Raw genomic sequence first — 24,811 nt, 5'->3', positions numbered from 1 at the left:
GCGCCGGAACGGGCTTGCGCAAGCCTCTGCTCGCCTTGTCGGGTTGACCAGTCCGGTCGAGGCTGCGCATGTTGCCTGGGCAAAAGAGATTTTTGCCTGGGGGCAAAAGGAGACTTTTGCCGGGGCAAAATGGAGATTCCTGATTGACGGACTGGGTTGCAATCCTGAAGGAACAGACCGTCACCGGCGACCAGATGGGCCGTGAGGTGCCGCAGATGCTGGCCAACCCCGACATCAGCGAAGCGCAGGTGAAGACGCTCTTTTCCGCCCTGGAGAAACAAGCCGAGTTCGTCGAGAAACTGCGCATGGCGCTGGAAAAGTTCGGCCATGATTTCTCGATCATCAAGGCCGCGGAACGGCTGGAGGAGCGCTATGCCGACCTTGCCGCATCGGTGGCGGAAAAACTGAAAGCGATGCGCAAATAGGGTAGTGTCTCAGTCTCGGCGCGCCGCTCTGGCGTCACGTCGGCGGGGCACTTCTGGCCTTTAGCTCCGGTCGAGTCAGCTTTTCGAGCCGGCTGGGGCGATTGTGCCAGGAACAATATCCGTGTTCTGAGCCACCTTGATACGCCATCCCGACTGCCCTTCTTGGGCAATCAGAAGCAATATGCCTTTCCTAAGCCCTGCCGGGGACCCGTCCGGGGCAGATGCTCCCGTTAGGGTCCAAGTGTAATGAACGGAAGCAAGCCCCGGAGCCAATTCCACAACCGACGAGACATCGCCTTCTAATCGGCTATCCCGAAACATGGTGTCATGAGTAGCTCGGTGCGCCGATTCGATTTCGGATCGGTTCTTCCACCAAACACCTACGACGTTGACGAAATTAGCATCAGAAGCGAACAGAGATGCAAACTCATCCATATCATGCCGGTTCCAAGCGTTCGCAAAAGCGGTAGCGACATGCTCAGGCTTGCTAGTCGTCACGCCCATGACCCTACGTCTCCTACATACTTTCCGCTAAGCGTATAGGAGTCGGGGGCCGGATGCGACAACGGAACGGCAAGGTCAAATCTCAAACTGAGACACTACCGCAAATAGCAGCTACTTTTCGATCACCCGCGCAAAACGCGTATCCGGCACGAGCCATATCATCGCGACCAGCACATAGAGCGCGACGCCAATCCACTGGCTGACGAAGGTCAGCACGACGGCTGCGATGTAGACAGCCAGCGAGATCTTTCCCTTGCGGTCATTGCCCAGTGCCTTGGCAAAGGCGGTGTCACTGCCGTGCAGGCGATGCAGCGCGGCGGCCAGTATGGTATAGGCGATGGCGCATAGCACCAGGTCGATGCCGTAGACGGCAACCGGCACCGGCGCAAAGTGGTTCTCGCCCATGAAGGCCGTCGTCACCGGTATCAGCGATAGCCAGAACAGCAGATTGAGGTTCGCCCACAGCACGCGGCCGTCGACGCGCTGCACGGTGTGGAACATGTTGTGCAGATTGTTCCAATAGATGCCGACATTGATGAAGGACAGCACGTAGCTGAAGAAGATCGGCCACAACGGCAACAGGGCGGAAACATCCTCGCCATGCGGCACTTTCAGCTCAAGCACCATGATGGTGATGATGATGGCCACGACGCCGTCGGTGAATGCCTCGACCCTACCTTTGCCCATGGACCTCCCCGCTTTTCGGCACAGGTTATGAGAGGAAATCTTAAGATGCTAGCTCCAAGCCAAAGCGCAGAGAGGGAACTTCCAACCCAAGCAATGTCCACCGTGCTGTCAGGAGCCTGCCTGTCGGCTGGAACGTCGTGGATGAAACCGCGTTAAACTCTCGATCCCCGAAATCGGTGACGAGGTTGGCCATGGCCATTCGCGATTTTGCGCATACGCACGAAGGGGCCGGCGGCGGCGCTCTCGCAATCCCGGCCGTTGCCGCGATGATCGCGGTGCTGTTCGCCGGCAGCACGGTGCTGACGCCGCTCTATATCGTCTACAAGCAGCAATTCGGCTTTTCACAAATCACGCTGACGCTGATCTACGCGGTGTATGTCGTCGGCAATCTGGCGGCATTGCTGATGTTGGGCGGCGTGTCCGATGTTGTCGGGCGCCGGCCCGCGAGCCTGGCGGCCATGCTTGTCGCCATCATCAGCGCGCTTGTCTTCCTGTTTGCCGGAAACGTCGTCTCGCTCGACGTCGCCCGCATCCTGAGCGGGCTTGGCATCGGCGTTGGCGCGGGGACCGGAACCGCGTGGATTGCCGAGCTTCTTCCCGGCGCGGACAAGTCGCGCGCCAGCGTCATCGCCACCAGCACCAATTTCCTTGGCCTCGGTTTCGGCGCCTTGATTTCGGGACTTCTGGCTGAGTACGAGCCGTGGCCGCTGCGGCTGATTTTCATCGTCTATCTGGCAGTGCTTGTGGTGGTGACGATCCTGATCTGGCGCACCCGCGAAACCGTGGCGGAGCCGGGCGGCCTCGCGCGGATTTCCTTGCGGCCGCAGCTCTCCGTCCCAGAAGAGATCCGTGCGCGCTTCGTCGCGCCGGCGGTGACCGGCTTTGGCGCGATGGCGCTGGTCGGCTTCTATGCCGCGTTGGCGCCGAGTATCCTGGCACAGCAGCTGCACGAGACCAACCACGCCGTCGCCGGCGCGCTGTTCTTCGAACTGGCGATCGTCACCGCGATCAGCATCGTGGCGCTGACGCACTTGCAAAGCAGCAAAGCCATGCTGGCGGCGCTGGCGCTGTTGATCCCGAGTGTCGTGCTGGTGGTAGCGGCGCAGATACTGGCCTCGATGGCACTGATGGTTGCAGCGACGGCCTGCTGCGGCGTTGCGGCGGCGCTTGGTTACCGTGGTGGCCTGCAGGTGGTGAACGAGATTGCGCCGCAGGATCGCCGCGCCGAAGTGGTATCCAGTTTCTTCATCTGCTGCTTGTCGGCAACGCCTTGCCCGTCATCGGCATCGGCATCGTTTCGACCTATGCCAGTCCCTTCGCTGCGAGCCTGGCGTTCGCCTGCATGATCGTGGTGTTTGCGCTGGTGGCGCTGGTTTTTGGACTGAAACACAGGCGTTGAGGCCTGGGACGATCCAGCGGGAACAGGGATTCAGCCGTTCGGCGTCTCAGGTGAAAGATGGGCGCGTCCGCGCGGCACGCCAAGCCCGGTGTCCGGCGGTTCGCCGGCAGCCGGCCTGTCCTCGATCATGTGCATGGTGCGCCAGCGGCCGAAGCGGTAGTAGGCGGCCGCCAGTATAAGCGAACTGATCGAACCGGCCGGGAAACTCCACCACAGCGCTTCCTCGCCGATCACGCCGCGCATGAAGTAGGCAAAGCCGGTGCGCACGACCAGCACCGAGATCACCAGGATGATCAGCGGCGGCATCACAGCACCCGTGGCGCGCACCGTGGCAAACAGCACGATGGTGATGCCGAACAGGATGAACGACCACGACGCGACATTGTTGATGTGGACGGCGATGTCGATCGCGGCACTATCGCTGCTCAGGAACAGGCTCAGCACCGGGCGGTCGAAAACCGACAGCACGGCAACCAGTGCGCCGGTCAGGACCAGGTTGAAGCCGACGCCGGAGGCGGCGATGCGGCCGATCCGGTCCCAGCGCCCGGCGCCGACATTCTGCGCCGCCATCGAGGAGACCGCCGCACCGATGGCGAGCGCCGGCATCTGGATGTAGGTCCACAGCTGGGCAGCGATGCCGTAGGCGGCGGCGACCTGCGAACCGTTGGAGTTGACCATGCCCATCACTGTCAATGCAGCCGCGGAGATGACAATCATCTGCAGACCCATCGGCACGCCCTTGAAGACGATGATGCGCAGCAAGGCGGGGTCGGGCCGCAGCAGAGCGAGGTTGGCGCCGGCCAGACGCAGCGGATGCTTGCGCACATAGAGCACGATGAGGATGGCGATCACGCTCACCGTCTGGCCGATCAGCGTGGACGTGGCGGAGCCCGCGATACCGAGCTCGGGAAACGGGCCGATGCCACGGATGAGCAGCGGGTTGAGCACGATGTCGAGGACGACGGCCAGCGCCATGAAGAAGAAGGGCGTGCGTGAATCGCCGGCACCGCGCAGCACGGTCATGACGAAGGACAAAAGGTTCATCATCGGCACGGCGACGAAGATGATGCGCAGATAGGAGCGCGCCAGCGGCAAGGCGTCGGCTGGTGTGCCGAGCGCACCCAGGATGGCGTCGACCCAGATCCAGCCGCAGACCGCGAACACCACCGAGACGAGGAAGAAGAAGGTGGCGCTGGTGCCGACGATGCGGCGCGCTTCGGGCAGGTCGCGGGCGCCGACCGACTGCGCCACCAGGATGGTCGCCGCCATGCCGATGCCGAAGACAGTGCCGAGGATCAGGAACAAGACGAGGTTGGCGTTGGAGGTGGCGGTCAGTGCCGATTCGCCGAGGAAACGGCCGACCCAGACGGCGTTGATCGAACCATTGAGCGACTGCAGCACGTTGGAGCCGAGCACCGGCAGGGCGAACAGCAGAAGCGTGCGCGGGATCGGCCCGCTGGTCAGGTCGCCGGTGCGCCGGCGCGTGGGCATTTTTTCGTCCATGGCTGGCAACTCGGCGAAGGTTTGTTTCAAGTCGCGTCCGCGATGATTGCCGATTCAACGGAACAGGTCGTGCCTTGATCTAATCATGTTCTCAAAGCTTCCGGAATGGGATATTGATCCTCGGTGCGTGGGGCCGCATTCCTACCAGATCTTGGATAGACCGGGGGTTCATGTCCGATATTCCGCTGTTTTCTGAGCGCCTGAACCGGCGCGCGTTCCTCGGTGCATCCGCCTTGGGCGCGGCCTCCGTGGCTCTTTCGGCGTGCACCACGACGGACATGGCGCCGCCGCCGGTGGCGGCACCGCCAAGCGATCCGGCTTTCGGCGATGCCGCAAGCATGTATGCGGCGCGCGTCGATGAGGGCTATCAACTGCCGGCAATCCCGGTCGCCAAGCTCGATCCAAAGTTCGTGCGCCAGATCGTGTCCGACCCGACCGGAGAAAAACCCGGCACGATCGTCGTCGATGTCTCCGAGCACTTCCTCTATCTGGTGCGCGACGGCGGCGAGGCAATCCGCTACGGCGTCAGCCTCGGCAAGGCCGGTTTCGGTTGGACCGGCAGCGCCGTGGTTCAGGCGAGGAAGAAGTGGCCGGTCTGGACGCCGCCGCCGGAAATGATCCAGCGCCGGCCGGAACTGGCGAAATACAAGGACGGCATGCCGCCCGGCCCGCAGAGCCCGCTAGGCGCCCGCGCGCTGTATCTGTTCCGCGACGGCAAGGACACGATGTACCGGCTGCACGGCACGCCGGAGTGGGATTCCATTGGCAAGAACGCTTCGTCCGGCTGCGTGCGCTTCATGAACCAGGACATCATCGACCTCTACAGCCGCGTCAACGGCCCCGCCCAGGTCTTCGTGCGTCCCAACCTGTCGGCTGCCGGCAAGATCATGGCCGTGTCGAGCAGGACGGCCGAGCCGATCGATGCGGGCGTGCCAAGGGACGCGGAGATGTTGCAGTAAGAGCCTTCACGATCTGCTCAGGCGGACGCGCCGAGCGCGTCCGCCTGCAGAGGTGTCGTTACTTCCTGGCCAGATCTGGCAGCGTGACCTGATAGACCAGGAACATGGTGTCGACATCGGCGCCGTCTTCCGCCTTGTAGGGCGCTCCGACCTGGAAGCCGTCCTGGGCGAGGAAGTCGTTATCGTTAGCGACGAACAGGAAGTAGTCGTCGGGCAGCTTCGGATTGAGAACGCTGACCACCGACATCGCCTCCCACTTCTCCGACAGGTTGTTCTTGTCGTTAGGCGCGCCATTGTGCAGGCCGAAGCGGCCGAGTTCGCCCTTGTCGTTGATGTCGATGAACGGCGTCAGCTTGGCCGGCGTCACCGACGGGTCGAGCACGCCCTTGGGCGCCAGCGGCTTGTCGGCGGCATCGAAAGCGCCGCCGGCGATGTCGGTCGCGGCCGAGACGTCGACGACGAAGATCTGGCGCACCAGCGAGGTGTCGCCCTTCAGCCCCTGGCCGTTGCCGCTGTCACGCGCCAGCATCAGGAAGGTCTTGTCGGAGAGCGCCACGATCTCGCTCTGCGCGGCGATCTTGGTCTTGCCCTTGGCATCCTTGAACACCGGCAGCGACACGACATACTCATGCGCCAGCTTGAGATGGCCGAGGTCGGAGACGTCGTAAACCAGCGCACGCGTGTTCTGGCGCGTCGCGGGCGAATCGCCGCCATCCTGCCGGGGCGCCGACTGCAGCACGGCGATCAGGAACTTGCCATCCGGCGTCATTGCCATGCCCTCGAGACCCTGGTTGTTCTGGCGGCCGGTATCGGGATCCTTCGGATCGGGTTCGGCAGCACCCGCACCCGGATTGTCCGAGGCGAAGTTCGGCCCGCCGTGGCGCATCGGCACCAGCGCAGCCGGTGGCTGGGTCGCCGACAACAGATGTCCGTCCGCCGAAAACCGATAGATGTTCGGGCCGTATTCGTCGGAGATGAACATCGAACCGTCGGGCAGGTGCACGATGGCTTCGTTGTCGAGCGCCAGCTTGCCATTGTCGGCCTGCGGCAGGATCGGCATGTCGCCGCTTGCTGCGCGCACGCCGTTGAGCGGATCGAGGCCGGTGGCATCAGCGCCCTTGTCGTCGGTGAGCAGCATGGTGTCGGCAAGCGTTGCCTTGACACCCGTCTGCTCCTGGCCGGCAGCGGGTGCCGCACCTGGTGCGACCGGGGCAAACTCTATGCCGATCGTGTTGAGGCGCGGCCGGTAGTCGGTGGTGCCGACGACATTGTAGCCGCGGTCCGGCAGCAGCCAGAGTGAACCCTTGTAGCCGGCGGCGTCATGCGTCCAGCCTGATGTGTCGATCGACATGCCGGAGCCCGAGCCAAACGTCTCGCCGAACTTGTCGCGCTGAGCGGCCGGGATGCGGCCGACGCCGACCAGCCCCTTGTTGATGAAGCTGGTGCCGCCGACGGTCGCGGTGCTGTCGGCGAGCGCCGGGGTCAAGGCGGTGAACAATGCCAGCGCGACGCCGAGCGATGCGGTTCGGTACAGGTGTTTCATGGACAATCCTCTTTGTGACAGATGTGCCGGAGCGGCCGCAGGACGAAAAGCTGAAAGAGGTGCGACATCGATGATGCCGCGCGCGCCTCCCCGAAACGCGGTCTACGGCGCGAACATGATGCTTGCGTGACAGTACGCGGTGCATGCCCGCCGTCTTCTTCACTCGCCGACAAAAACGTGCGCCTGGCGGAAAGAATTGATCATCCCGTCAGGCTCAGTCGACGAAAAGGCGCGCGCATGCTCTGGCACTAGACACTTATGTCCAGAGTATGTATGGTCCAGCCTTCGGACTAACCGTGGAGGGGAAGCCTTGAAGTCGCACTACCGCGCAGTCGTCATCGGGGGTGGCGTGGTCGGGGCCTCGGTCCTCTACCATCTGACGCGGTACGGCTGGAGCGATGTGGCGCTGATCGAGCGTGCCGAACTGACGGCCGGTTCGACCTGGCACGCGGCGGCAGGCTTCCATGCGCTCAACGCCGATCCGAACGTTGCGGCGCTGCAGGACTACACCATCAATCTCTACCGGGAGATCGAAGCCGAATCCGGTCAAAACATCGGCCTGCACATGACCGGCGGCGTCAACATCGCCAGCGATCCCGCGCGCTGGGAGTGGCTGAAATCGGCCTGGGCAGTGTTCCAGTCGGTCGGCATCGAGACCGCGCGCCTGGTCACGCCCGACGAGATCAAGGCGATCTGTCCGATCGTCGACGTCACCGGCGTTCTCGGCGGCTTGCACGATTCCAACGAAGGCCATCTTGATCCGTACGGCACGACGCACGCCTATGCGGGTGCTGCGAAGAAGCGCGGCGCCGACATCATCCTGCGCAACCGGGTCGTCGAGCTGAAGGCGCGCGCCGACGGTCGCTGGGACGTCGTCACGGAGCAGGGCACCATCACCGCCGAGCATGTCGTCAATGACGGCGGGCTGTGGGCAAAGCAGCTCGGCCGCATGGCCGGCGTCGACCTGCCGGTGACGCCGATGGAGCACCATTATTTCATCACCGAGGATATTCCCGAGATAGCAGCACTTGACCGGGAGATCGGCATCGCCGTCGATCTCGACGGCTTTTCCTATTTGCGGCAAGAGCGCCAGGGCGTGCTGCTTGGCGTCTACGAGCAGAATCCCAAGCACTGGAACATGGATGGCGCGCCGTGGGACTACGGCATCGAGCTGATCCCGGAAGACATCGACCGGATCAGTCCGGAACTCGCCAAGGCGCATGAGCGCTTCCCTTGCCTGGCGACGGCCGGCATCCGCAAATGGGTCAACGGCGCCTTCACCTTCACGCCGGACGGCAATCCAATCGTCGGGCCGGTGCGCGGGTTGAAGAACTACTGGGTCGCCTGCGGCGTCATGGCCGGTTTCAGCCAGGGCGGCGGCGTCGGCAAGTCGCTGGCCGAATGGATGATCTATGGCGAACCGCAGGCCGACATCTTCGGCATGGACATCGCTCGCTACGGCGCCTTCGCCGCCAACCGGGAATATCTCAAGCAGACGACGCGCCAGTTCTATTCGCGCCGCTTCGTCATGACCTTTCCCAATGAGCGGCTGCCGGCCGGGCGGCCGCTGAAACGCCCCGGCGCCTATGACGGCATGAGCGCGGCAGGATGCGAATGGACGGCGTCCTGGGGGCTGGAAATTCCGGCCTATTTCGCGCCGATGGGGTTTGCCGAGAACACGACGCTGCGGCGTTCCAACGCCTTCGACATCGTCGGCGACGAGGCGTTGCAGGTGCGGCGCGCCGCCGGTCTCGTCGATATCTCTGCCTATGCGCGCTATTGCGTCTCTGGGCCAGGCGCCGAGGCGTGGCTCGACCGGCTGCTCGCCTGCAAGCTGCCGAAAGCAGGGCAGGCGAGGTTGGCGCCGATGCTCGGCCATGACGGACGGCTGAAGGGCGACCTGACCGTCTTCAACTGGGGCGGCGGCGACTATTGGCTGATGGGCTCCTACTATCTCAGAGAGTTCCACATGCGCTGGTTCGAGGCCCATGCGGCGCAGGGCATCACCGTCACCGACCTCTCCGACATGATGAGCGGCTTCCTGCTGACCGGGCCGAATGCGCGCAAGATCCTGGAGCGCACGACGCATCAGGACGTGTCCGGCGCAGCATTGCCATTCATGGCCTGCGGCGCATTCGACATCGGCATGGTGCAGGCACGTGTGGCGCGGCTGTCGATTGCCGGCGAACTCGGCTTCGAAATCAGTTGCCCTGCGACCCTGCATGCCACTCTGCGCGAAACGCTGCTGGCTGCCGGCGAGGATCTCGGCCTTGCCGAAATCGGCTATTACGCGCTCAATGCGCTGCGGCTGGAAAAGAGCTTCGGCATCTGGTCGCGCGAATTCACGCAAGGCTATACATCAGGTCAGACCGGTCTCGACCGCTTCATCGCTTTCGGCAAGGGCGACTTCATCGGCCGCGAAGCCGCGTTGAAACAGCGGGAGGCCGCCAGCGGCCAATGCCTGGTGACGCTTGAAGTCGATGCGCTCGACGCCGACGCCAGCGGCTTCGAGCCGGTCTGGCATCAGGGCCGGCGCGTCGGCTTCGTCACTTCGGGCGGCTATGGCTATACGGTCGGCAAGAGCCTGGCGCTGGCGCTTGTCGATCGTGATTTCGCGGGCGAGGGCACCGCGCTCTCGGTGCATGTCGTGGGTGAGGAGCGGCCGGCGCGTGTCATCGCGGCTTCACCCTACGATCCCCTGGGCAAGGCGATGCGGCGATGAGGAGGATTTCTAATGGTCGATGACGCGGCACGGGACAGCAGGCGCGAGCGCCGGCGTGGACGCACGGGCGAGGCCGGCAGCGAAAGCAGCCGCCGGCCCAATTACCATTCGCTGAAGAACCCGTTCCTGCCGCAGCCGATCTTTTCGGATGATCAGGTGGCATCGATCCACGATACGGCGCTGCGCGTGCTGGAAGAGCTCGGCATCAAGGTGCTGCTGCCGCAGGCGCGTGAGCACTTCGCCAGCGCCGGCGCCCTGGTCGATCCCGACACCGACATGGTGCGCATCGGCCGCGACATGGTGACGGCCGCACTCGCCTCGGCGCCGAAGTCGATCCTCGCTTATGCCGGTTCCCGTGCCCGCGATCTGACGCTCGAACTCGGCTCGATGACCTTCCTGGCCGGATGCGGGGCACCGAACGTCACCGACCTCGAGCGCGGCCGGCGGCCGGGAACGCTGGCGGATTTCGAGGATCTGATGCGGCTGGTGCAGTATTTCGACGTGCTGCACATGCTGGGACCCTGCATCGAGCCGCAGGATGTCGACAACCGCTTCCGCCACTATGCCGTCAACCGCGCGCAGCTGACGCTGTCGGACAAGTTTCCGTTCGTCTTCGCGCGCGGCACGCCGCAGGTCGAGGACGGCTTCGAGATGCTGCGGCTGGCGCGCGGCCTGTCGGAAGACGAGTTTCTGGCGGGCGCGCATTGCTACACCGTCATCAACACCAACTCGCCGCGCCAGCTCGACATTCCGATGGCACAAGGCATCATCGATTTCGCCCGCGCGGGCCAGGTCTCCGTCATCACGCCGTTCTGCCTGGCGGGCGCCATGGCGCCGATCACGGTCGCCGGCGCGCTGACGCTGCAGCATGCCGAAGCGCTGGCCGGGCTGACGCTGGCGCAGATCGTGCGGCCGGGTGCGCCGGTCGTCTACGGTTCGTTCTCCTCCAATGTCGACATGAAATCCGGGGCGCCAGCCTTCGGCACGCCCGAGCACGTCAAGGCGACGCTGGGCGCCGGCCAGCTGGCGCGCTTCACCGGGCTGCCCTGGCGATCCGGCGGCGGCAGTGCGGCAAACATCTCGGACGTGCAGGCCGCGCACGAAACGCAGTTCGCGCTGTGGGGCTCGGTGCTGGCCGGGGCGACGATGTGCATCCATGCCGCGGGCTGGCTGGAGGGCGGCCTCAGCGTCTCCTTCGAGAAACTGATCACCGACATCGAGGCGCTGCAGACGGTGGCTGAACTTTGTGCCGCGACGCCCGGCGACACCGATACGATCGGTTTCGAGGCGATTGCCGAGGTGCAGCCGGGCGGCCATTTCTTTTCGGCCGGCCACACCATGGCGCGCTACCGCACCGCTTTCTACGAGCCGCTGGTGGCCGACTGGTCGAATTTCGGTAACTGGACGCAAAGCGGCTCGAAGACAGCGAGCGAGCGCGCCACCGGCGTCTGGAAGCGCACACTTGCCGATTTCGTGCCGCCGGCTTCGGCCGTCGCCACCGCGGGCGTGCTGGATGAGTTCATCGCGCGGCGCACAGCAGAGGGCGGAGCGGCGCCGGTGTCGTGAGACACGAGCAGTCGCGCGAGCGCCTGGGACTTGCTTTCGCGGTGTGATCGGTGCCGGGGTCATTGGCAATCGGCGCATGCCGTGCAGAAATGTGCGGCATGCGCGAAGCCTTTATTGCAGTGATGATCTTTCTGTGCCTGGCGGCGGCGCCGCTGGTCAGCATGGCGATCTGGCCCAGGCTGCCAGCGAGACATCGCGACGACGATACCAACACCGTGGTGCGGCTGGCCGCCAATCTGTTCGGGGTCATGACCTCGCTGGTGCTCGGCCTGACGATCAACTCGGCCAAAACCACCTTCGAATCGATCGACCACAATGTGCACGCCTATGCGACGGAGATGATCCTGCTCGACAGGATATTGCGCCAGTATGGCCCTGAAACCGACGCGGTGCGCGAACCGCTCACCGCCTATGTGCAGAGGGTGGCGGCCGGCTCGTCGCGAACCAGCGAAACCCCCGTTGTCGCCAACCAGCTGTCCGAACGCCTGCTGACGGAGATCGGCACCCGGCTGAGCGCGCTGACGCCGGCCGACGCGGCGCGCGGCTCCATCTTGCAGGATGCCCGCCAGCGCCTGCAGAAAGTGCTGGAACTGCGCTGGGTTCTGATCGAGCAGTCGGAGGGTGCGATCCCCTGGCCGCTGATCGCCATGCTGGTTGCGTGGCTGGCGCTGATCTTCGCCAGTTTCGGCTTCAGGGCGCCCCGCAACGCGATAACGGTTTCGACATTCGGGGTTTCGGCCGTGCTGATCGCCGGGGCGCTCTATCTGATCCTGGACATGGACGTTCCGTTTTCCGGCCCGATCCAGATTTCGCCGGCGCCCCTGGAGAGGGCACTGGCGGAATTGCAGCAATGACGCGGAACCGGCGTCGTTCCCCGGCATTCATGGAGATGGCCTAACGGAGGACGACATGGGATTCGACCAGTATCACGAACCGCCTGAGGAACTGTCGCAGAAGGTGCGGACCTTTGCCCGCATGATCACCTCGCTGATCGAGGAGTCGGAAGCGATCGGCTGGCACGAACAGCGCATGTCGGTGGAGAAGGACCCTCAAGCCAAGGCGATCATGAAGAATGCGCAAGGCGAGGAGTTCAAGCATTTCGGCATGGATCTCGAATTCCTGCTGCGCCAGAAGACGGACTGGCGGGCGGAATTGAAGGAAATCCTGTTCACCACGGGCGACATCGTCAAGGCCGGCGAGCGGGGCGAGAAGAAGGTGGACTGAGCGCCTTCACCGGCCTGGCCTTCATCAATCGCTGTCGCGCGCCACCAGCTCCAGCGGCCAGACCTCTCTGATGATCCGCGGACCTTCCGGGCCGGCGAAGGCGGGAAGCGACGCCAGCAGCATTTCGGCGAGCCGCTGTCCCATAGGCTCCAATGCCGGGCGGAAAGCGGTCAGCGCCGGCGAGAAGTAACGGCAGAGCGGTGTGTCGACGATGACGATCACGGCCATGTCATGGCCCGGCCTGATGCCCATCTCGGCCAGTGCCTTGCAGCCGCCAAGCGCCATCGCGTCATTGTTGAAGATGACGGCGGTCGGTGGGTCCTTGGAGCGCATGACTTGCGGGGTAACCTCATAGCCGCCGGCCTCGCTGATGAAGCCGGACGCGATCAGTTCGGGGTCGATCTCGATGCCGTAGCGTTGCAATGCCTTGCGATAGCCGTCGAGGAACAAATAGCCGAAGTTGAGATCATGCGAAGGGCGGATGGCGGCAATACGGCGGTGTCCTCGCGCGACCAGGCGGTCGACGGCGTCAGCACCCGCCCTCTCGAAATCGATATCGAGCGAAGGATAGGTGTCGTCGCCGGACTGACTTCGGCCAAGCGTGGCGAAGGGAAAGCCAGCCTTGCTGAGATAGTCAATCCGATCGTCCTCTCGTCGCGTATTGGCCAACACGACCGCATCGACCCAGCGCGTCTCCACCACGCGGCGCAACCGCTCCTGCTGGTATTTGCCGGGCTCACCCATGACGACCATCAGATCGAGGCCATGCTCGGCAAGCTTCGCCTGCAGCCCGATCAGGAACGGAATGAAGAACGGTTCGCCATATTGCTGGTCGCCCGGATGCGGCTGCAGCATGAAGGCGATCGAATGGGTGGCGCCTTGCCTGAGACTGCGGCCGGACTGGTTCGGCGAATAGTTGAGCGCCCTGGCCGCCTCGAGCACGCGCTGGCGCGTGTCGGCATTGACGTCGGCGCGGCCGTTCAGCGCCCGCGACACGGTGCCGATCGAAATGTTCAGGTGACGGGCAAGGTCATGAATGCTGGATGCCAAGTGACTGTTCTCCCCCTTGCTTGGCTAGCACCGGTAGCCGCTCAGGCCAAGGCGAGAAGACGATTTTCGCGAGCGGCCAATTGACATTCTACGCCTTCGGGTGTGTTCTCGTAAACGTTTACGGAAAAACGTTTACGGTCCTGCCGTGAACGCCGTGACGATCGGTCTGGAGGGACCGAGAGGGAGGAGCGCTGGATGATCGAAGTCGTCCTGGTCGGCTGCGGAGCGATGAGCAAGGCCTGGCTCGATGCCGCGCGGCAGGTCGACGGGCTCGCCATTGTCGGCCTTGTCGACCTCGACGCCGACAGGGCGCGGGCGAGGGCGCGCGAATACGACCTCACCGATTCCGTCATCGGCAGCAATCTCGACGCCGTGCTCGACCAGACCCAACCGCAAGCGGTGTTCGATGTGGTGGTCCCCGCCGCCCGGCGAGAAGTTGCGCTTTCCGCTTTTGCGCACAATTGCCATCTGCTGACGGAAAAGCCGCTCGCCGACAGTCCGGAGAATGCGCGCGCCATCGTCGAGGCTGCCCGCCAGGCCGGGCGCATTCATGCCGTCGTCCAGAACCGCCGCTATGTCGCCAATGTCAGGCGCATCAGGCGCTTCCTCTCTTCCGGCGCCATCGGAGCGCCGACCAGCATCCATGCCGACTTCTTCGTCGCGCCGCATTTCGGCGGTTTTCGCGAGGAGATGGCGCATGTGCTGCTGCTCGACATGGCGATCCACACATTCGATGCCGCACGCTACATGGTCAATGGCGAGCCGGCCGGCGTCTATTGCCAGGAATGGGAGCCGGCCAATTCCTGGTACCGGCAGGGATCGTCGGCCAGTGCGGTCTTCGATCTCGGCGGCGGCAAGGTCTTCACCTATGCGGGAAGCTGGTGCGCGGCCGGCTTCCGCACCAGCTGGGAGAGCGCATGGCGGATCGTTGCCGAGCGCGGCAGCCTCATCTGGGACGGCAATGACGACCTGAGGGCAGAAGTGGTGGTGTCAGGCCGCGACGGCCTGATCGACAAAACCCAGCCAATCGATGTGCCGCCGCTCGACGCGTCCGACCGCATCGGCGGCCATCTCGGCATCATCCAGGATTTCATCCGCGCCATCGAAACCGGCACCGAACCGGAGACGCGTGGCGCCGACAACATCAAGAGCCTGGCAATGGTTTTTGGCGCCATCGAGAGCGCCGAGACCGGTCGCCGCGTAGCAATCGCAGAGGAAGCATGATGATGCCAAACCCGCTTCTTGACATCCGGATAGGCACCATGGTGCGGGCCAATCTCGACGACCCGGCGGCGTACATCAAGGCGATCCTGCCGCTCGGCTTCGAGAGCATCCAGCCCTTCTTCTGGCAGACGCTGGGCGGCAAAGACCTGCCGCGGCTTGCCGGCCAGATCCGCGAGGCGATCGGCGATGCCGATGTCACGGTGTCCTCGATTGGCGTGTTCGGCAACCCGCTGGAGAGCGGCGATGTCGACCGCGGCGTGCTCCAGGCCTGGGAAACGGTCATCGACAACGCGCATCTGTTCGGCACCTCGATGGTCAGCGGCTTCACCGGCCGCCTGCGCGGCAAGAAGCTGACCGACAGCCTGCCGCGCTTCAAGGAGGTTTGGGGGCCGCTGGCCAAACGGGCCGCCGACAAGGGCGTGCGCATCGCTTTCGAGAACTGCGCCATGGACGGCAACTGGGCCGCCGGCGACTGGAACATCGCCCACAATCCGGACGCCTGGGAGCTGATGTTCAACGAAGTGCCCGACGACAATCTCGGGCTGGAATGGGAGCCCTGCCATCAACTCGTCTACCTGATCGATCCGATACCGCAGATACGCAAATGGGCGCCGCGCATCTTTCACGTGCACGGCAAGGACGCGACGGTGCGCTGGGACGTCATCCGCGAACACGGCGTGTTCGGCAGTTTGCCGTTCGTGCAGATGCGCACGCCAGGCTTCGGCGACAGCGACTGGACGCGGGTGATCAGCGAATTGCGGCTGGCTGGGTATAAGGGCGCCATCGACATCGAGGGCTGGCACGACCCGGTCTATCGCGACGATCTCGAAATCACAGGCCAGGCGAGGGCGCTGGAGTATCTCAAGCAATGCCGGGGAGGTGCCAGCTACCTGCCGAACCCGATGTGAAGACCGGCCGGCGGGAGGAGCCGGCCGACAAGGATTGCGGCGCAACGCCGAAGCTATCGTTCAACCCCTCGGCTAAACGAGGGAACAAAGGGAGGAACGTGCATGAGCATGACGATGAGAAGGACAGTTCTGCGCTCGACCGTCGTGGCCGCGGCCACGGTGTTCGCCGCTGCGATCTCCACCTTGCCCGCGCAGGCGCTCGACGCCAAATGGTGCAAGGACGTCCACATCCGCTTCTTCGTCGGCGGCGCCGAGGGCGACGCTTTCGGCACCATCGTCTACAACGGCGCCAAGCAGGCCGAGGCCGATCTCGGGCCGAAGGTCGACTACATCTTCTCCCAGTGGGACATCGAAAAGATGGTGCAGCAATTGCGTGAGGCGGTCGCGGTCAAGCCTAACGGCATTGCCATGATGGGCCATCCGGGTGACGCGTCGATCATGCCGCTGGCCGAACAGGCGCATAAGGACGGCATCAAGATGATGTACCAGAACGTGCCGGTGCCGAAGGTGGTGGAAGCGTTCGGCGGCGGCTATGTCGGCGCCCAGCAGGAGCAGCAGGGCCGCGCGCTCGGCGCCGAGGCGTTCAAGCTGGGCAAGCTGAAGGCCGGCGACAAGGCGATCATGATCGGTCCGTTCGAGAATGAGAGCCGCGGCGCGCGCGAGCGCGGCACGGTGGCAGCGCTCAAGGAGGCCGGCGTCGAGGTCATCCAGCTGTCCTCGCCGCCGAGCGGCGAGTGGGCGTCCGATCCCAATCTGGCGATCCCGGTGATCACCGCGGCACTGCTCAACAATCCCGACGTCAAGGCGGTCGGTTATCCCGGCGGACAGATGCTCGGCAATGTTCCCACCTACATGCAGGCGGCGGGGCGCAAGGCGGGCGAGATCTTCAATTTTGGCTTCGACACCAGCCCGCAGATCGTCGAGGGTTTCAAGGGCGGCTGGGTGCAGCTGACGGCCGACCAGCAGCCGTTCCTGCAGGGCTATCTGCCGATCCTCAGCCTCTGCCAGCAGGTGGTGCTGGGCCTCGCGCCGATGAATGTCGACACCGGCGCCGGCTTCGTCACTCCCGAAAATTACGAGATCGTCGCCGAGCTCGCCAAGCAGGCGCTGCGCTGACCTCCCAAGCCGCCGGCCGGGATCAGGCCCCGGCCGGCGGGACCGCCGGCGACAAAGGCCGGCACAAGACAATCAAGCGAGGATCCGATGGCCGAACGCCTCATCGAACTGCGCGACATCAGCAAATCCTATGGCCATGTCTATGCACTGGGCGGGGTCAATCTCAGCGTCGATCGCGGCGAGGTCGTCGGCCTGATCGGCGACAACGGCGCCGGCAAATCGACCCTGATCAAGATCCTCTCTGGCGTGGTCAAGCCAACCAGCGGCGAAATCCTCGTGCGCGGCAAGCCGGTGACCGGGTGGAGCGCGGCACGCTCGCGTGACGCCGGCATCGAGACGGTGTTCCAGGATCGGGCGCTGGCCGTGCAGCAGACCATCGTGCGCAACATCTTCATGGGCCGCGAACTGACCGGCTTCATGGGCTTTCTCAGGGTTAACAAGGAGATCGAGGAAGCGAGCCGGCTGATGCGTGAGATCGGCTTCACCTCGAAAGTGTTCACGCCGCAGTCGATCGTCGGCCAGCTTTCGGGCGGCGAACGCCAGGGCGTGGCGATCGCACGCGCCATCTACAAGCAGGCCGAGCTGATCGTCCTCGACGAGCCGACGACCGCACTGTCGCTGACCGAAACCGCCAAGGTGTTCCATTTCGTGCGCCAGGTGCGGGCGAGTGGCCGCTCGATCCTGTTCATCGGCCACAACATTCATCATGTCTTCGACATCGCCGATCGCTTCGTGGTGCTGGATCGCGGCAAGATCGCACTGACGACCGATCGCAGCCAGGTCAAAACGGCTGAAGAGCTTATCAATTTCATGGAAGAGGTCGCGCATCCGGGCGGATTGGCCGGACTGCACGATGCCGGCGACGCGGAGCAGAGAGCACGATGAGCAAGACCATGGAGCCCGATCTGCACGAGCCGACCACCGGCATCCCCCGTCCCGGTTCCCAGAAGGAGTGGAAGCACCCGTCCGATCACTGGATGCGCGGCTTCATCCTCGACAACCGCGCTTCGCTCGGCACGCTCGGCGTGTTCATCGTCATGATGGCGCTGTTCATGATCGCCAACCCGACCGTCTTCACCACCTGGTATCTCTATCGCTCGGTGCTCACGACGCTGCCGGTGGCGCTGTTCGTGGTGGTGCCGCTCGTCTTCGTCGTCACCTGTGGCGAGATCGACCTGTCGTTTCCGGCGACGATGGGTTTTGCCTCATGGGTCTTCGCGCTGGTCGTGCAGGCCGGCTACGATCCGTTCCTCGGCATCGCCGCGGCGCTCGTCACCGGCATGCTGCTCGGCTTCCTGGTAGGCTCGCTGGTCGTTTATGGCGGACTGTCGTCGCTGATCGCGACGCTCGGCATGAATTTCCTGCTGCGCGGCCTGATCCAGATCATCAATGAAGGCAAGTCGATGGCGCTGACCAGCCTCAGCGACAGCTGGGCCTACACGATCTTCTCCAGCCAGGTCCTGGGAATTCCGGTGCAGATTTTCTGGGCCATCGGCTTCGTCGTGCTGTCGGCGATGCTCTACAACCGCCATCGCTTCGGCGCTCAGGTGAGGGTGGTCGGCGACAATCCCGACAGCGCCCAGCAGATGGGCATCGACGTCAAACGCGTGCGGGTGAAAGTGTTCGTCTTCGTCGGCATCGGTGCGGCGATCGCCGGCACCTTCTCGGTGATGATCAACTTCACCTGGTGGCCGACCGCCGGCGACGGCTATCTCTTGCCGGTGCTGGCCTCGGTGTTCGTCGGCGGCACGCCGACCTGGGGCGGCATCGGCACCGTGGTCGGCGGCGCCATCGGCGCCGTCACCGTGTCCTTCATCCAGACTGGCGTCGTGGCAGCGGGGTTGAGCGGCTTCTACGTGCAGTTCTTCAACGGGCTGATCATCATCCTGTCGCTGCTGGGGCACAAGTGGAACCAGGCGCGGTATCGGTGAGGGGGCTGTTTCGTTGGCGGACCGCATGCCTTGACGCAAACCGCCCATCGCTTCGTCATCCACGGGCGAAGCAAGGAGCGTAGCGACGCAGCGCAGACCCGAGGATCCATGCCGCGACTCAAACGCGTCACCACGGTGCAGAATTCTGCTCCGCTGCATTCCTGGGCGAAGGTCGCGGCATGGATCCTCGGGTCTCCGCGACGGAGCTGCGCTCCTGCTTCGCCCGTGGATGACGAAGGTAGGGTATCGTCAAAGTAGACGCGTACACAAGGCGGTCGCTTGTAGGACAACGGGGCAAGTGGGCGTCACACCGCCGCGACAAACCCGTCCAGCACGCGTTTCTGGCCGGCCTTGTCGAAGTCGATGGTCAGCTTGTTGCCTTCTATTGCCGAGATGTTGCCGTTGCCGAATTTCTGGTGGAAGACGCGGTCGCCGACGCTGAAGGGCGACGGCTTGTCGGCGACAGATTTGGCGACCAGTTCGCCGTCGATGGTGCGGCTCTTGACCGAGGTGCGGCCGGCGCCGTAGCCGCTATCCGTCTCGCCATAACCGATGCGCTCGACCTGATGGCCGGAACGCGAGCCCCAGTTGCGGTCGGTCGCCTCGGTGCGGTTGGCCTGCGCGCGCTGCCAGCCCGGTGTGGCATAGGTGTTGGAGAAGGCGCCGGATTTTTCGGTGTCGGCGCCGACATTGTCGAAGCGCGAGGCGCCATAGGGGTTCTGTCTTCCTGCGCCCTGGCCGCCACGACCGGAGGCAAAAGAACCGCCGCCATAGGAATTGCCGTAGCCGCCATAGGAGTTGCCGCTTTCGGCGACCTCGACATGGGCTTCCGGCAGTTCGTCGAGGAAGCGCGAGGGGATGGTCGACTGCCACAGGCCGTGGATGCGGCGGTTGGAGACGAACCACAGATGCAGGTTCTTCTTGGCGCGGGTCAGGCCGACATAGGCCAGCCGGCGCTCTTCCTCCAGCCCGGAGCGGCCGCCTTCATCGAGCGCACGCTGATGCGGAAACAGGCCTTCCTCCCAGCCGGGCAGGAAGACGGTCTCGAATTCGAGGCCCTTGGCCGAATGCAGCGTCATGATGCTGACGGCGTCGAGCCCGGCATTCTGCTCGGCGTCCATGACGAGTGCGACATGCTCGAGGAAGGAGCGCAGCGATTCGTACTCCTCCATGGAGCGGATCAGCTCTTTCAGGTTTTCCAGCCGGCCGGGGGCTTCGACCGAGCGGTCGTTCTTCCACATGTCGGTGTAGCCGCTCTCTTCGAGAATGGTCTCGGCGAGTTCGGTGTGCGGCGTGGTTTCCAGCGCCTTCTGCCAGCGCTCGAAATTGGCCGCCACTTCGCGCAGCGCGGCGCGCGGCTTCGGCTTCAGCTCGTCGCTTTCGGCCAGCTTGGCGGCGGCTTCCAGCATCGGGATGCGCAACGCGCGCGCCGTGTCGTGGATCTGGCGGATGGTGGCTTCACCCAGGCCGCGCTTCGGCACATTGACGATGCGTTCGAAGGCGAGGTCGTCGGCGCCTTGCGCGACGACGCGGAAGAAGGCGAGCGCATCGCGGATCTCCATGCGCTCGTAGAAGCGCGGGCCGCCGATGACGCGGTAGTTGAGGCCGAGCGTGACGAAGCGGTCCTCGAACTCGCGCATTTGAAAGGAGGCGCGGACCAGGATCGCCATGTCGTTGAGATTGTGCTTCTGCCGCTGATAGGTCTCGATGGTTTCGCCGACGGCGCGGGCTTCCTCCTCGGAATCCCAGGCGGCGTGGACATGCACCTTGCCGTCCTCCGGCTCGTCGCGGTCGGTGAACAGCGTCTTGCCGAAGCGGCCCTCATTGTGGGCGATGAGGTGGGAGGCGGCGCCAAGGATGTGCGCGGTGGAGCGGTAGTTGCGCTCCAGCCGAATGATGGTGGCGCCCGGAAAATCCTTGTCGAAGCGCAGGATGTTGTCGATCTCGGCGCCGCGCCAGCCATAGATCGACTGATCGTCGTCGCCGACGCAGCAGATGTTGACGGTGGCGGTGCGCTGATATCCCTCCCCCTTGAGGGGAGGGTGGCCGGGCGCAGCCCGGTCGGGTGGGGTCCGCGCGGCAGTGCTCGACGTTCTGGAGGTGCCTTCTGCGCCGACCCCCTCCGCCCGCTTCGCGGGCACCTCCCCCTCAAGGGGGGAGGATTGCGGCCGCTGCGCCAGGAGCCGCAGCCACATGTACTGGGCGGTGTTGGTGTCCTGATACTCGTCGACAAGGATGTATTTGAAGCGCTTGTGGTATTCCTTCAGCACGTCCGGATTGGCGCGGAAGATGCGGATCGGGTGGCACAGAAGGTCGCCGAAATCGCAGGCGTTCAGCGTCTGCAACCGGGCCTGATAGGCCTTGTAGAGTTCACGGCCCTTGCCGTTGGCGAAGGCGCGCGCATCGCCCTCGGCGATTTCGGCCGGGCCTTGGCCCTTGTTCTTCCAGCCGTCGATCATCTGGGCGAACTGCTTGGCCGGCCAGCGCTTGTCGTCGAGCCCCTCGGCCTGGATCAGCTGCTTGATCAGCCGCACGACGTCGTCGGTGTCGAGGATGGTGAAGTCGGATCTCAAGCCGGCAAGTTCGGCATGGCGGCGCAGCAGCTTGACGCCGATCGAGTGGAAGGTGCCGAGCCACGGCATGCCCTCGACATTGCCTTCGCCGATCAGGACGCCGATGCGGATCTTCATCTCGCGCGCGGCTTTGTTGGTGAAGGTCACCGCCAGGATCTGCGACGGGAATGCCTTGCCGGTGGCGAGGATGTGAGCGATGCGGGTGGTGAGCACGCGGGTCTTGCCGGTGCCGGCGCCGGCCAGCACCAGAACCGGACCTTCGGTGGTTTCCACCGCCAGCCGCTGTTCCGGGTTCAGCCCCTTCAGATAGTCGGGCGCATTGTTTTGACCGCTGCGGGCGGCCATGGCGCGCGCGGCAATGCCCGACGGGGCCGTGGGCCGCGCATTGGGTTCATCGAAAAAGGGCATGTCTTCGGAAAAGCCGGACATCGCCCCGAATGTAGTGATTCGGGAGCGAAAGACCAGAAGTGTCTACGTTTTGTTCCGGTAAAGTGCCTGATATCGCCGTTCAGGCCTTGCGATAACCGAGAGCAATGGCGCCTCCTCCGTCATCACGGCGCACCAATCGCGTCAGCGGTGGAACCAACGACGTCATTTTGCTTGCTCCCGAGGAGAGATGTTCCAACGGAGACTGCTGGAAAACCCCGACACAGGCAAGGTGGATTGCTACCTCGGCGTGTAGTCGCGCTTGACAGGCGCGGCAGGCAGGAGAAAGTTGTGTCAGGGCAGGACGGTAACGCCGGGTTGCCCATGGCCGCGCCACGAAGCGCAACAGTCGAAGGAGTATCATCTTGGCTGTCACCATCACCTCCCTCATCCTTTTGCTCATCGGTCTGGCGCTTGGCGGCGGCGGTATCCGCCTCGCGATGCTGGGCGGCAGCTGGTACTACGTCATATCCGGTCTCGCCTTCCTGATCGCCGCCTGGATGCTCTACCGGCGCAGATCGACCGCGCTGTGGCTCTACGCGGCGATCGTGCTCGGCACGCTGGCCTGGGCCGTCTGGGAAACCGGCTTCGACTGGTGGGAACTTGGGCCCCGCGGCGGCATCATCGTGCTGGTGGCGCTGTGGCTGCTGACGCCATGGGCGCGGCGGGGTCTTGCCGGCCCTGACGCGCGCGCGCCGCTCATCCTTGCCGTGCTGGCATCGCTGGCCGTCGCCGGTTATTCGATGACATCGGACCCGAAGGACATCGCCGGCGAACTCGGCACCGACAAGGTGGTCGCCAACGCCAATCTCGGCAATGATGTGCCTGCCGGCGAGTGGCACTACTACGGACGTACGCAGTTCGGCCAGCGCTATTCGCCGCTCGACCAGATCACGCCGGACAATGTCGCCAAGCTGCAGCCGGTCTGGACCTACCGCACCGGCGACGTGAAGGGACCGGACGACATCGGCGAAACCACCTATCAGGTGACGCCGCTCAAGATCGGCGACACGCTCTACATCTGCACGCCGCACAATTTCGCCATCGCCATCGACGCGGCGAGCGGCAAGGAGAAATGGCGCTTCGATCCCAAGGTCAAGCTCGACAAGGACCGTCAGCACCAGACCTGCCGCGGCGTGGCCTATTATGCCGATGCGGCAATCGCCGCCGGCCAGCCCTGCGCGACGCGGGTCTACCTGCCGACCTCGGACGCGCGGCTGATCGCGCTCGATGCCGCCAACGGGCAGGTCTGTCCGGCTTTCGCGGAGGGCGGCACGCTGAACCTTCTGACCAACATGCCCTATCCGAAGTCGGGCTATTATTACTCGACCTCGGCACCGCTGATCTCAGGCGGCAAGATCATCCTCGGCGGCGCGGTCAACGACAATTATTCGACGCAGGAGCCATCCGGCGTCATCCGCGCCTACGACGCCGCCACCGGCGCGCTGCTGTGGAACTGGGATTCCGGCAATCCGGACCAGACGACGCCGCTGGCGGCGGGCCAGACCTATACCGCCAACTCGCCCAACATGTGGTCGACGCCGAGCGCCGACGAGAAGCTTGGCCTGCTCTATGTGCCGCTCGGCAACCAGACGCCGGACCAACTCGGCGCCGGGCGCAGCGCCAATGTCGAGAAATTCTCGTCGTCGATCACCGCGCTCGACCTCAACACCGGGCAATTCCGCTGGGTGCGGCAGACCGTGCACCATGACCTCTGGGACATGGACGTGCCGGCGCAGCCGAGCCTGATCGACATCACCAAACCAGACGGCACGGTCGTCCCGGCACTGGTCGGGCCGACCAAGCAGGGCGACCTCTATGTGCTCGACCGGCGCACCGGCGAGCCGGTGATCGCGGTCAACGAAGTGCCGGCGCCCGGCGGCGCGATCGAAGGCGACCACACGTCGCCGACGCAGCCGGTCTCCGATCTCACCTTCATGCCGAAGCCGCTCACCGGGGCCGACATGTGGGGCCTCACCATGTTCGACCAATTGGCTTGCCGGATCGAATTCCAGGGCCTGCGCTATGAGGGTCGCTATACGCCGCCTTCCGTCCAAGGCTCGCTGATCTATCCCGGCAATTTCGGCACCTTCAACTGGGGTGGCGTCGCTGTCGACCCGGTCCGGCAGGTGATGTTCGGCATGCCGACCTATCTGGCCTTCAAGTCGCAGCTCATTCCGCGCGACCAGGTGCCGCCGCCGGACGAGGGGCGCGGCAGCGAGCAGGGGCTGAACCGCAACGAGGGCGCACCCTATGCGGTGGTGATGGGGCCATTCCTGTCGCCGCTCGGCATTCCTTGCCAGGCGCCGCCCTGGGGCTATGTCGCCGGCGCCGATCTCAGGACCGGCAAGATCGCCTACAAGCATCGCAACGGCACCGTCTACGACATGACGCCGCTGCCGTTGCCGCTGAAGGTCGGCGTGCCCGGCATTGGCGGGCCGATGATCACCGCCGGCGGCGTCGCCTTCCTGGGTGCGGCGGTCGATGATTATCTGCGCGCCTATGACCTGACATCAGGCAAGCAGCTGTGGCAGGCGCGGCTGCCGGCCGGCGGGCAATCGACGCCGATGACCTACACGGTCGCCGATGGCCGCCAGTTCTTGGTCATCGTCGCCGGCGGCCACGGCTCGGTCGGCACCAAGCCAGGGGATTATGTGATGGCCTACGCGCTGCCGAAGTAGGTAACTCTAGTCGGTGATACAGGGCGGAACGTCGTTCCGCCCGAGTCAGTGCTTCCAATGCCCAGACGGCTCTTCAGGCTGGGCAGCCGAACCAAGCACATGGTTGGTCAAGTCGGGGCGGGCAGCCGCTTCGGCCTGCTGGACCAACATCGCACCGGCCTTCTGGATTTGCGCCATGTCCAGGCCGGACGCCGCACCTCAACCCTGGTTTTTCGCGTTTGCAGACTGGCGCTGGTTGCTGCGCACCTTGACCATCGACCGCGTGGTGGAAGCGGCCGATCGCAGTGCCTGCAGCGCGGCTGCGGCGAGCACGAAAGCCGTTGCGAGGATCGGGGTGGAGAAGGTCATAGGTGTCGTTCCTTCTTGGTCG

20 protein-coding genes are annotated in these 24,811 nt (G+C 64.5%); 13 read left to right on the top strand and 7 right to left on the bottom strand.

Annotated features, from left to right (window positions below; genetic code table 11):
* The first annotated feature begins 143 nt into the window (after window positions 1-143).
* A complete protein-coding gene (locus ACFOJ9_RS20085; protein WP_378980598.1) occupies window positions 144-425 on the top strand; it encodes a hypothetical protein in 282 nt (93 codons plus the stop codon).
* 75 nt (window positions 426-500) lie between these two features.
* Here ACFOJ9_RS20085 and ACFOJ9_RS20080 read toward each other — a convergent pair whose 3' ends face one another.
* Window positions 501-929: an SgcJ/EcaC family oxidoreductase gene (locus ACFOJ9_RS20080; RefSeq protein ID WP_378980596.1), complete on the bottom strand. Its 429-nt coding sequence runs from the start codon at window positions 927-929 to the stop codon at window positions 501-503.
* A gap of 111 nt (window positions 930-1,040) precedes the next feature.
* The gene (locus ACFOJ9_RS20075) at window positions 1,041-1,616 is read right to left on the bottom strand and encodes a TMEM175 family protein (RefSeq protein WP_378980594.1); all 576 of its coding nucleotides are present in this window, start codon (window positions 1,614-1,616) and stop codon (window positions 1,041-1,043) included.
* 191 nt (window positions 1,617-1,807) lie between these two features.
* Here ACFOJ9_RS20075 and ACFOJ9_RS20070 point away from each other — a divergent pair, with 191 nt between their 5' ends.
* Window positions 1,808-2,962: an MFS transporter gene (locus tag ACFOJ9_RS20070; RefSeq protein WP_378980592.1), complete on the top strand. Its 1,155-nt coding sequence runs from the start codon at window positions 1,808-1,810 to the stop codon at window positions 2,960-2,962.
* Between the two features lie 83 nt (window positions 2,963-3,045).
* Here the strand turns inward: ACFOJ9_RS20070 and ACFOJ9_RS20065 are convergent, their stop codons facing one another.
* The gene (locus ACFOJ9_RS20065; RefSeq protein ID WP_378987908.1) at window positions 3,046-4,518 is read right to left on the bottom strand and encodes an MATE family efflux transporter; all 1,473 of its coding nucleotides are present in this window, start codon (window positions 4,516-4,518) and stop codon (window positions 3,046-3,048) included.
* Window positions 4,519-4,688: 170 nt separating this feature from the next.
* Between ACFOJ9_RS20065 and ACFOJ9_RS20060 the strand changes: the two genes are divergently transcribed.
* Window positions 4,689-5,477, top strand: a complete 789-nt coding sequence (locus tag ACFOJ9_RS20060) for a L,D-transpeptidase (protein WP_378980590.1) — start codon at window positions 4,689-4,691, stop codon at window positions 5,475-5,477.
* 58 nt (window positions 5,478-5,535) lie between these two features.
* Here the strand turns inward: ACFOJ9_RS20060 and ACFOJ9_RS20055 are convergent, their stop codons facing one another.
* On the bottom strand, window positions 5,536-7,020 hold the full coding sequence (locus ACFOJ9_RS20055; protein WP_378980588.1) for an esterase-like activity of phytase family protein: 1,485 nt from the start codon (window positions 7,018-7,020) through the stop codon (window positions 5,536-5,538).
* A gap of 310 nt (window positions 7,021-7,330) precedes the next feature.
* Here ACFOJ9_RS20055 and ACFOJ9_RS20050 point away from each other — a divergent pair, with 310 nt between their 5' ends.
* The 4 genes from ACFOJ9_RS20050 (at window position 7,331) to ACFOJ9_RS20035 (ending at window position 12,532) form a co-directional block, all read left to right on the top strand.
* Window positions 7,331-9,742 (top strand): GcvT family protein, encoded by a 2,412-nt coding sequence (locus ACFOJ9_RS20050; protein ID WP_378980586.1) that lies wholly within the window; start codon window positions 7,331-7,333, stop codon window positions 9,740-9,742.
* 12 nt (window positions 9,743-9,754) lie between these two features.
* Window positions 9,755-11,308 (top strand): trimethylamine methyltransferase family protein, encoded by a 1,554-nt coding sequence (locus tag ACFOJ9_RS20045; protein ID WP_378980584.1) that lies wholly within the window; start codon window positions 9,755-9,757, stop codon window positions 11,306-11,308.
* 98 nt (window positions 11,309-11,406) lie between these two features.
* Window positions 11,407-12,162: a bestrophin-like domain gene (locus ACFOJ9_RS20040; protein WP_378980583.1), complete on the top strand. Its 756-nt coding sequence runs from the start codon at window positions 11,407-11,409 to the stop codon at window positions 12,160-12,162.
* 55 nt (window positions 12,163-12,217) lie between these two features.
* Window positions 12,218-12,532, top strand: a complete 315-nt coding sequence (locus tag ACFOJ9_RS20035; protein ID WP_378980582.1) for a ferritin family protein — start codon at window positions 12,218-12,220, stop codon at window positions 12,530-12,532.
* 24 nt (window positions 12,533-12,556) lie between these two features.
* Here the strand turns inward: ACFOJ9_RS20035 and ACFOJ9_RS20030 are convergent, their stop codons facing one another.
* Complete coding sequence (locus ACFOJ9_RS20030; RefSeq protein WP_378980581.1) at window positions 12,557-13,582, bottom strand: LacI family DNA-binding transcriptional regulator; 1,026 nt, start codon at window positions 13,580-13,582, stop codon at window positions 12,557-12,559.
* Between the two features lie 195 nt (window positions 13,583-13,777).
* Between ACFOJ9_RS20030 and ACFOJ9_RS20025 the strand changes: the two genes are divergently transcribed.
* The 5 genes from ACFOJ9_RS20025 (at window position 13,778) to ACFOJ9_RS20005 (ending at window position 18,761) form a co-directional block, all read left to right on the top strand.
* On the top strand, window positions 13,778-14,806 hold the full coding sequence (locus tag ACFOJ9_RS20025) for a Gfo/Idh/MocA family protein (RefSeq protein ID WP_378980580.1): 1,029 nt from the start codon (window positions 13,778-13,780) through the stop codon (window positions 14,804-14,806).
* Complete coding sequence (locus tag ACFOJ9_RS20020; RefSeq protein WP_378987905.1) at window positions 14,806-15,714, top strand: sugar phosphate isomerase/epimerase family protein; 909 nt, start codon at window positions 14,806-14,808, stop codon at window positions 15,712-15,714. Before ACFOJ9_RS20025 ends, ACFOJ9_RS20020 begins: the two co-directional genes overlap by 1 nt.
* A 102-nt stretch (window positions 15,715-15,816) precedes the next feature.
* Window positions 15,817-16,830: a substrate-binding domain-containing protein gene (locus ACFOJ9_RS20015; RefSeq protein WP_378980579.1), complete on the top strand. Its 1,014-nt coding sequence runs from the start codon at window positions 15,817-15,819 to the stop codon at window positions 16,828-16,830.
* A gap of 87 nt (window positions 16,831-16,917) precedes the next feature.
* On the top strand, window positions 16,918-17,715 hold the full coding sequence (locus ACFOJ9_RS20010; RefSeq protein WP_378980578.1) for an ATP-binding cassette domain-containing protein: 798 nt from the start codon (window positions 16,918-16,920) through the stop codon (window positions 17,713-17,715).
* Window positions 17,712-18,761 carry an ABC transporter permease gene (locus ACFOJ9_RS20005; protein ID WP_378980577.1) on the top strand — a complete coding sequence of 350 codons (1,050 nt, stop codon included), beginning with the start codon at window positions 17,712-17,714 and terminating at the stop codon, window positions 18,759-18,761. Before ACFOJ9_RS20010 ends, ACFOJ9_RS20005 begins: the two co-directional genes overlap by 4 nt.
* A gap of 305 nt (window positions 18,762-19,066) precedes the next feature.
* Here the strand turns inward: ACFOJ9_RS20005 and ACFOJ9_RS20000 are convergent, their stop codons facing one another.
* Window positions 19,067-21,763, bottom strand: coding sequence for an ATP-dependent helicase (locus tag ACFOJ9_RS20000; RefSeq protein ID WP_378980576.1), 2,697 nt, complete (start codon window positions 21,761-21,763; stop codon window positions 19,067-19,069).
* 362 nt (window positions 21,764-22,125) lie between these two features.
* Here ACFOJ9_RS20000 and ACFOJ9_RS19995 point away from each other — a divergent pair, with 362 nt between their 5' ends.
* Window positions 22,126-24,441, top strand: a complete 2,316-nt coding sequence (locus ACFOJ9_RS19995) for a glucose/quinate/shikimate family membrane-bound PQQ-dependent dehydrogenase (RefSeq protein WP_378980575.1) — start codon at window positions 22,126-22,128, stop codon at window positions 24,439-24,441.
* 198 nt (window positions 24,442-24,639) lie between these two features.
* Here ACFOJ9_RS19995 and ACFOJ9_RS19990 read toward each other — a convergent pair whose 3' ends face one another.
* Window positions 24,640-24,789: a hypothetical protein gene (locus ACFOJ9_RS19990; RefSeq protein ID WP_378980574.1), complete on the bottom strand. Its 150-nt coding sequence runs from the start codon at window positions 24,787-24,789 to the stop codon at window positions 24,640-24,642.
* Window positions 24,790-24,811: the final 22 nt, after the last annotated feature.

It is taken from the genome of Mesorhizobium cantuariense, from assembly GCF_042647205.1.
GTDB classification, from domain to species: Bacteria; Pseudomonadota; Alphaproteobacteria; order Rhizobiales; family Rhizobiaceae; genus Mesorhizobium; species Mesorhizobium cantuariense.
This window is presented reverse-complemented; position numbering and strand designations above follow the sequence as displayed.

What these genes read in the sequence shown, in the direction of transcription:
- ACFOJ9_RS20080 (WP_378980596.1), bottom strand. Translation starts at nt 929, where the DNA reads ATGGGCGTGACGACTAGCAAGCCTGAGCATGTCGCTACCGCTTTTGCG.
- ACFOJ9_RS20075 (WP_378980594.1), bottom strand. Translation starts at nt 1,616, where the DNA reads ATGGGCAAAGGTAGGGTCGAGGCATTCACCGACGGCGTCGTGGCCATC.
- ACFOJ9_RS20070 (WP_378980592.1), top strand. Translation starts at nt 1,808, where the DNA reads ATGGCCATTCGCGATTTTGCGCATACGCACGAAGGGGCCGGCGGCGGC.
- ACFOJ9_RS20065 (WP_378987908.1), bottom strand. Translation starts at nt 4,518, where the DNA reads ATGGACGAAAAAATGCCCACGCGCCGGCGCACCGGCGACCTGACCAGC.
- ACFOJ9_RS20060 (WP_378980590.1), top strand. Translation starts at nt 4,689, where the DNA reads ATGTCCGATATTCCGCTGTTTTCTGAGCGCCTGAACCGGCGCGCGTTC.
- ACFOJ9_RS20055 (WP_378980588.1), bottom strand. Translation starts at nt 7,020, where the DNA reads ATGAAACACCTGTACCGAACCGCATCGCTCGGCGTCGCGCTGGCATTG.
- ACFOJ9_RS20045 (WP_378980584.1), top strand. Translation starts at nt 9,755, where the DNA reads ATGGTCGATGACGCGGCACGGGACAGCAGGCGCGAGCGCCGGCGTGGA.
- ACFOJ9_RS20040 (WP_378980583.1), top strand. Translation starts at nt 11,407, where the DNA reads ATGCGCGAAGCCTTTATTGCAGTGATGATCTTTCTGTGCCTGGCGGCG.
- ACFOJ9_RS20035 (WP_378980582.1), top strand. Translation starts at nt 12,218, where the DNA reads ATGGGATTCGACCAGTATCACGAACCGCCTGAGGAACTGTCGCAGAAG.
- ACFOJ9_RS20025 (WP_378980580.1), top strand. Translation starts at nt 13,778, where the DNA reads ATGATCGAAGTCGTCCTGGTCGGCTGCGGAGCGATGAGCAAGGCCTGG.
- ACFOJ9_RS20020 (WP_378987905.1), top strand. Translation starts at nt 14,806, where the DNA reads ATGATGCCAAACCCGCTTCTTGACATCCGGATAGGCACCATGGTGCGG.
- ACFOJ9_RS20015 (WP_378980579.1), top strand. Translation starts at nt 15,817, where the DNA reads ATGAGCATGACGATGAGAAGGACAGTTCTGCGCTCGACCGTCGTGGCC.
- ACFOJ9_RS20010 (WP_378980578.1), top strand. Translation starts at nt 16,918, where the DNA reads ATGGCCGAACGCCTCATCGAACTGCGCGACATCAGCAAATCCTATGGC.
- ACFOJ9_RS20005 (WP_378980577.1), top strand. Translation starts at nt 17,712, where the DNA reads ATGAGCAAGACCATGGAGCCCGATCTGCACGAGCCGACCACCGGCATC.
- ACFOJ9_RS20000 (WP_378980576.1), bottom strand. Translation starts at nt 21,763, where the DNA reads ATGTCCGGCTTTTCCGAAGACATGCCCTTTTTCGATGAACCCAATGCG.
- ACFOJ9_RS19990 (WP_378980574.1), bottom strand. Translation starts at nt 24,789, where the DNA reads ATGACCTTCTCCACCCCGATCCTCGCAACGGCTTTCGTGCTCGCCGCA.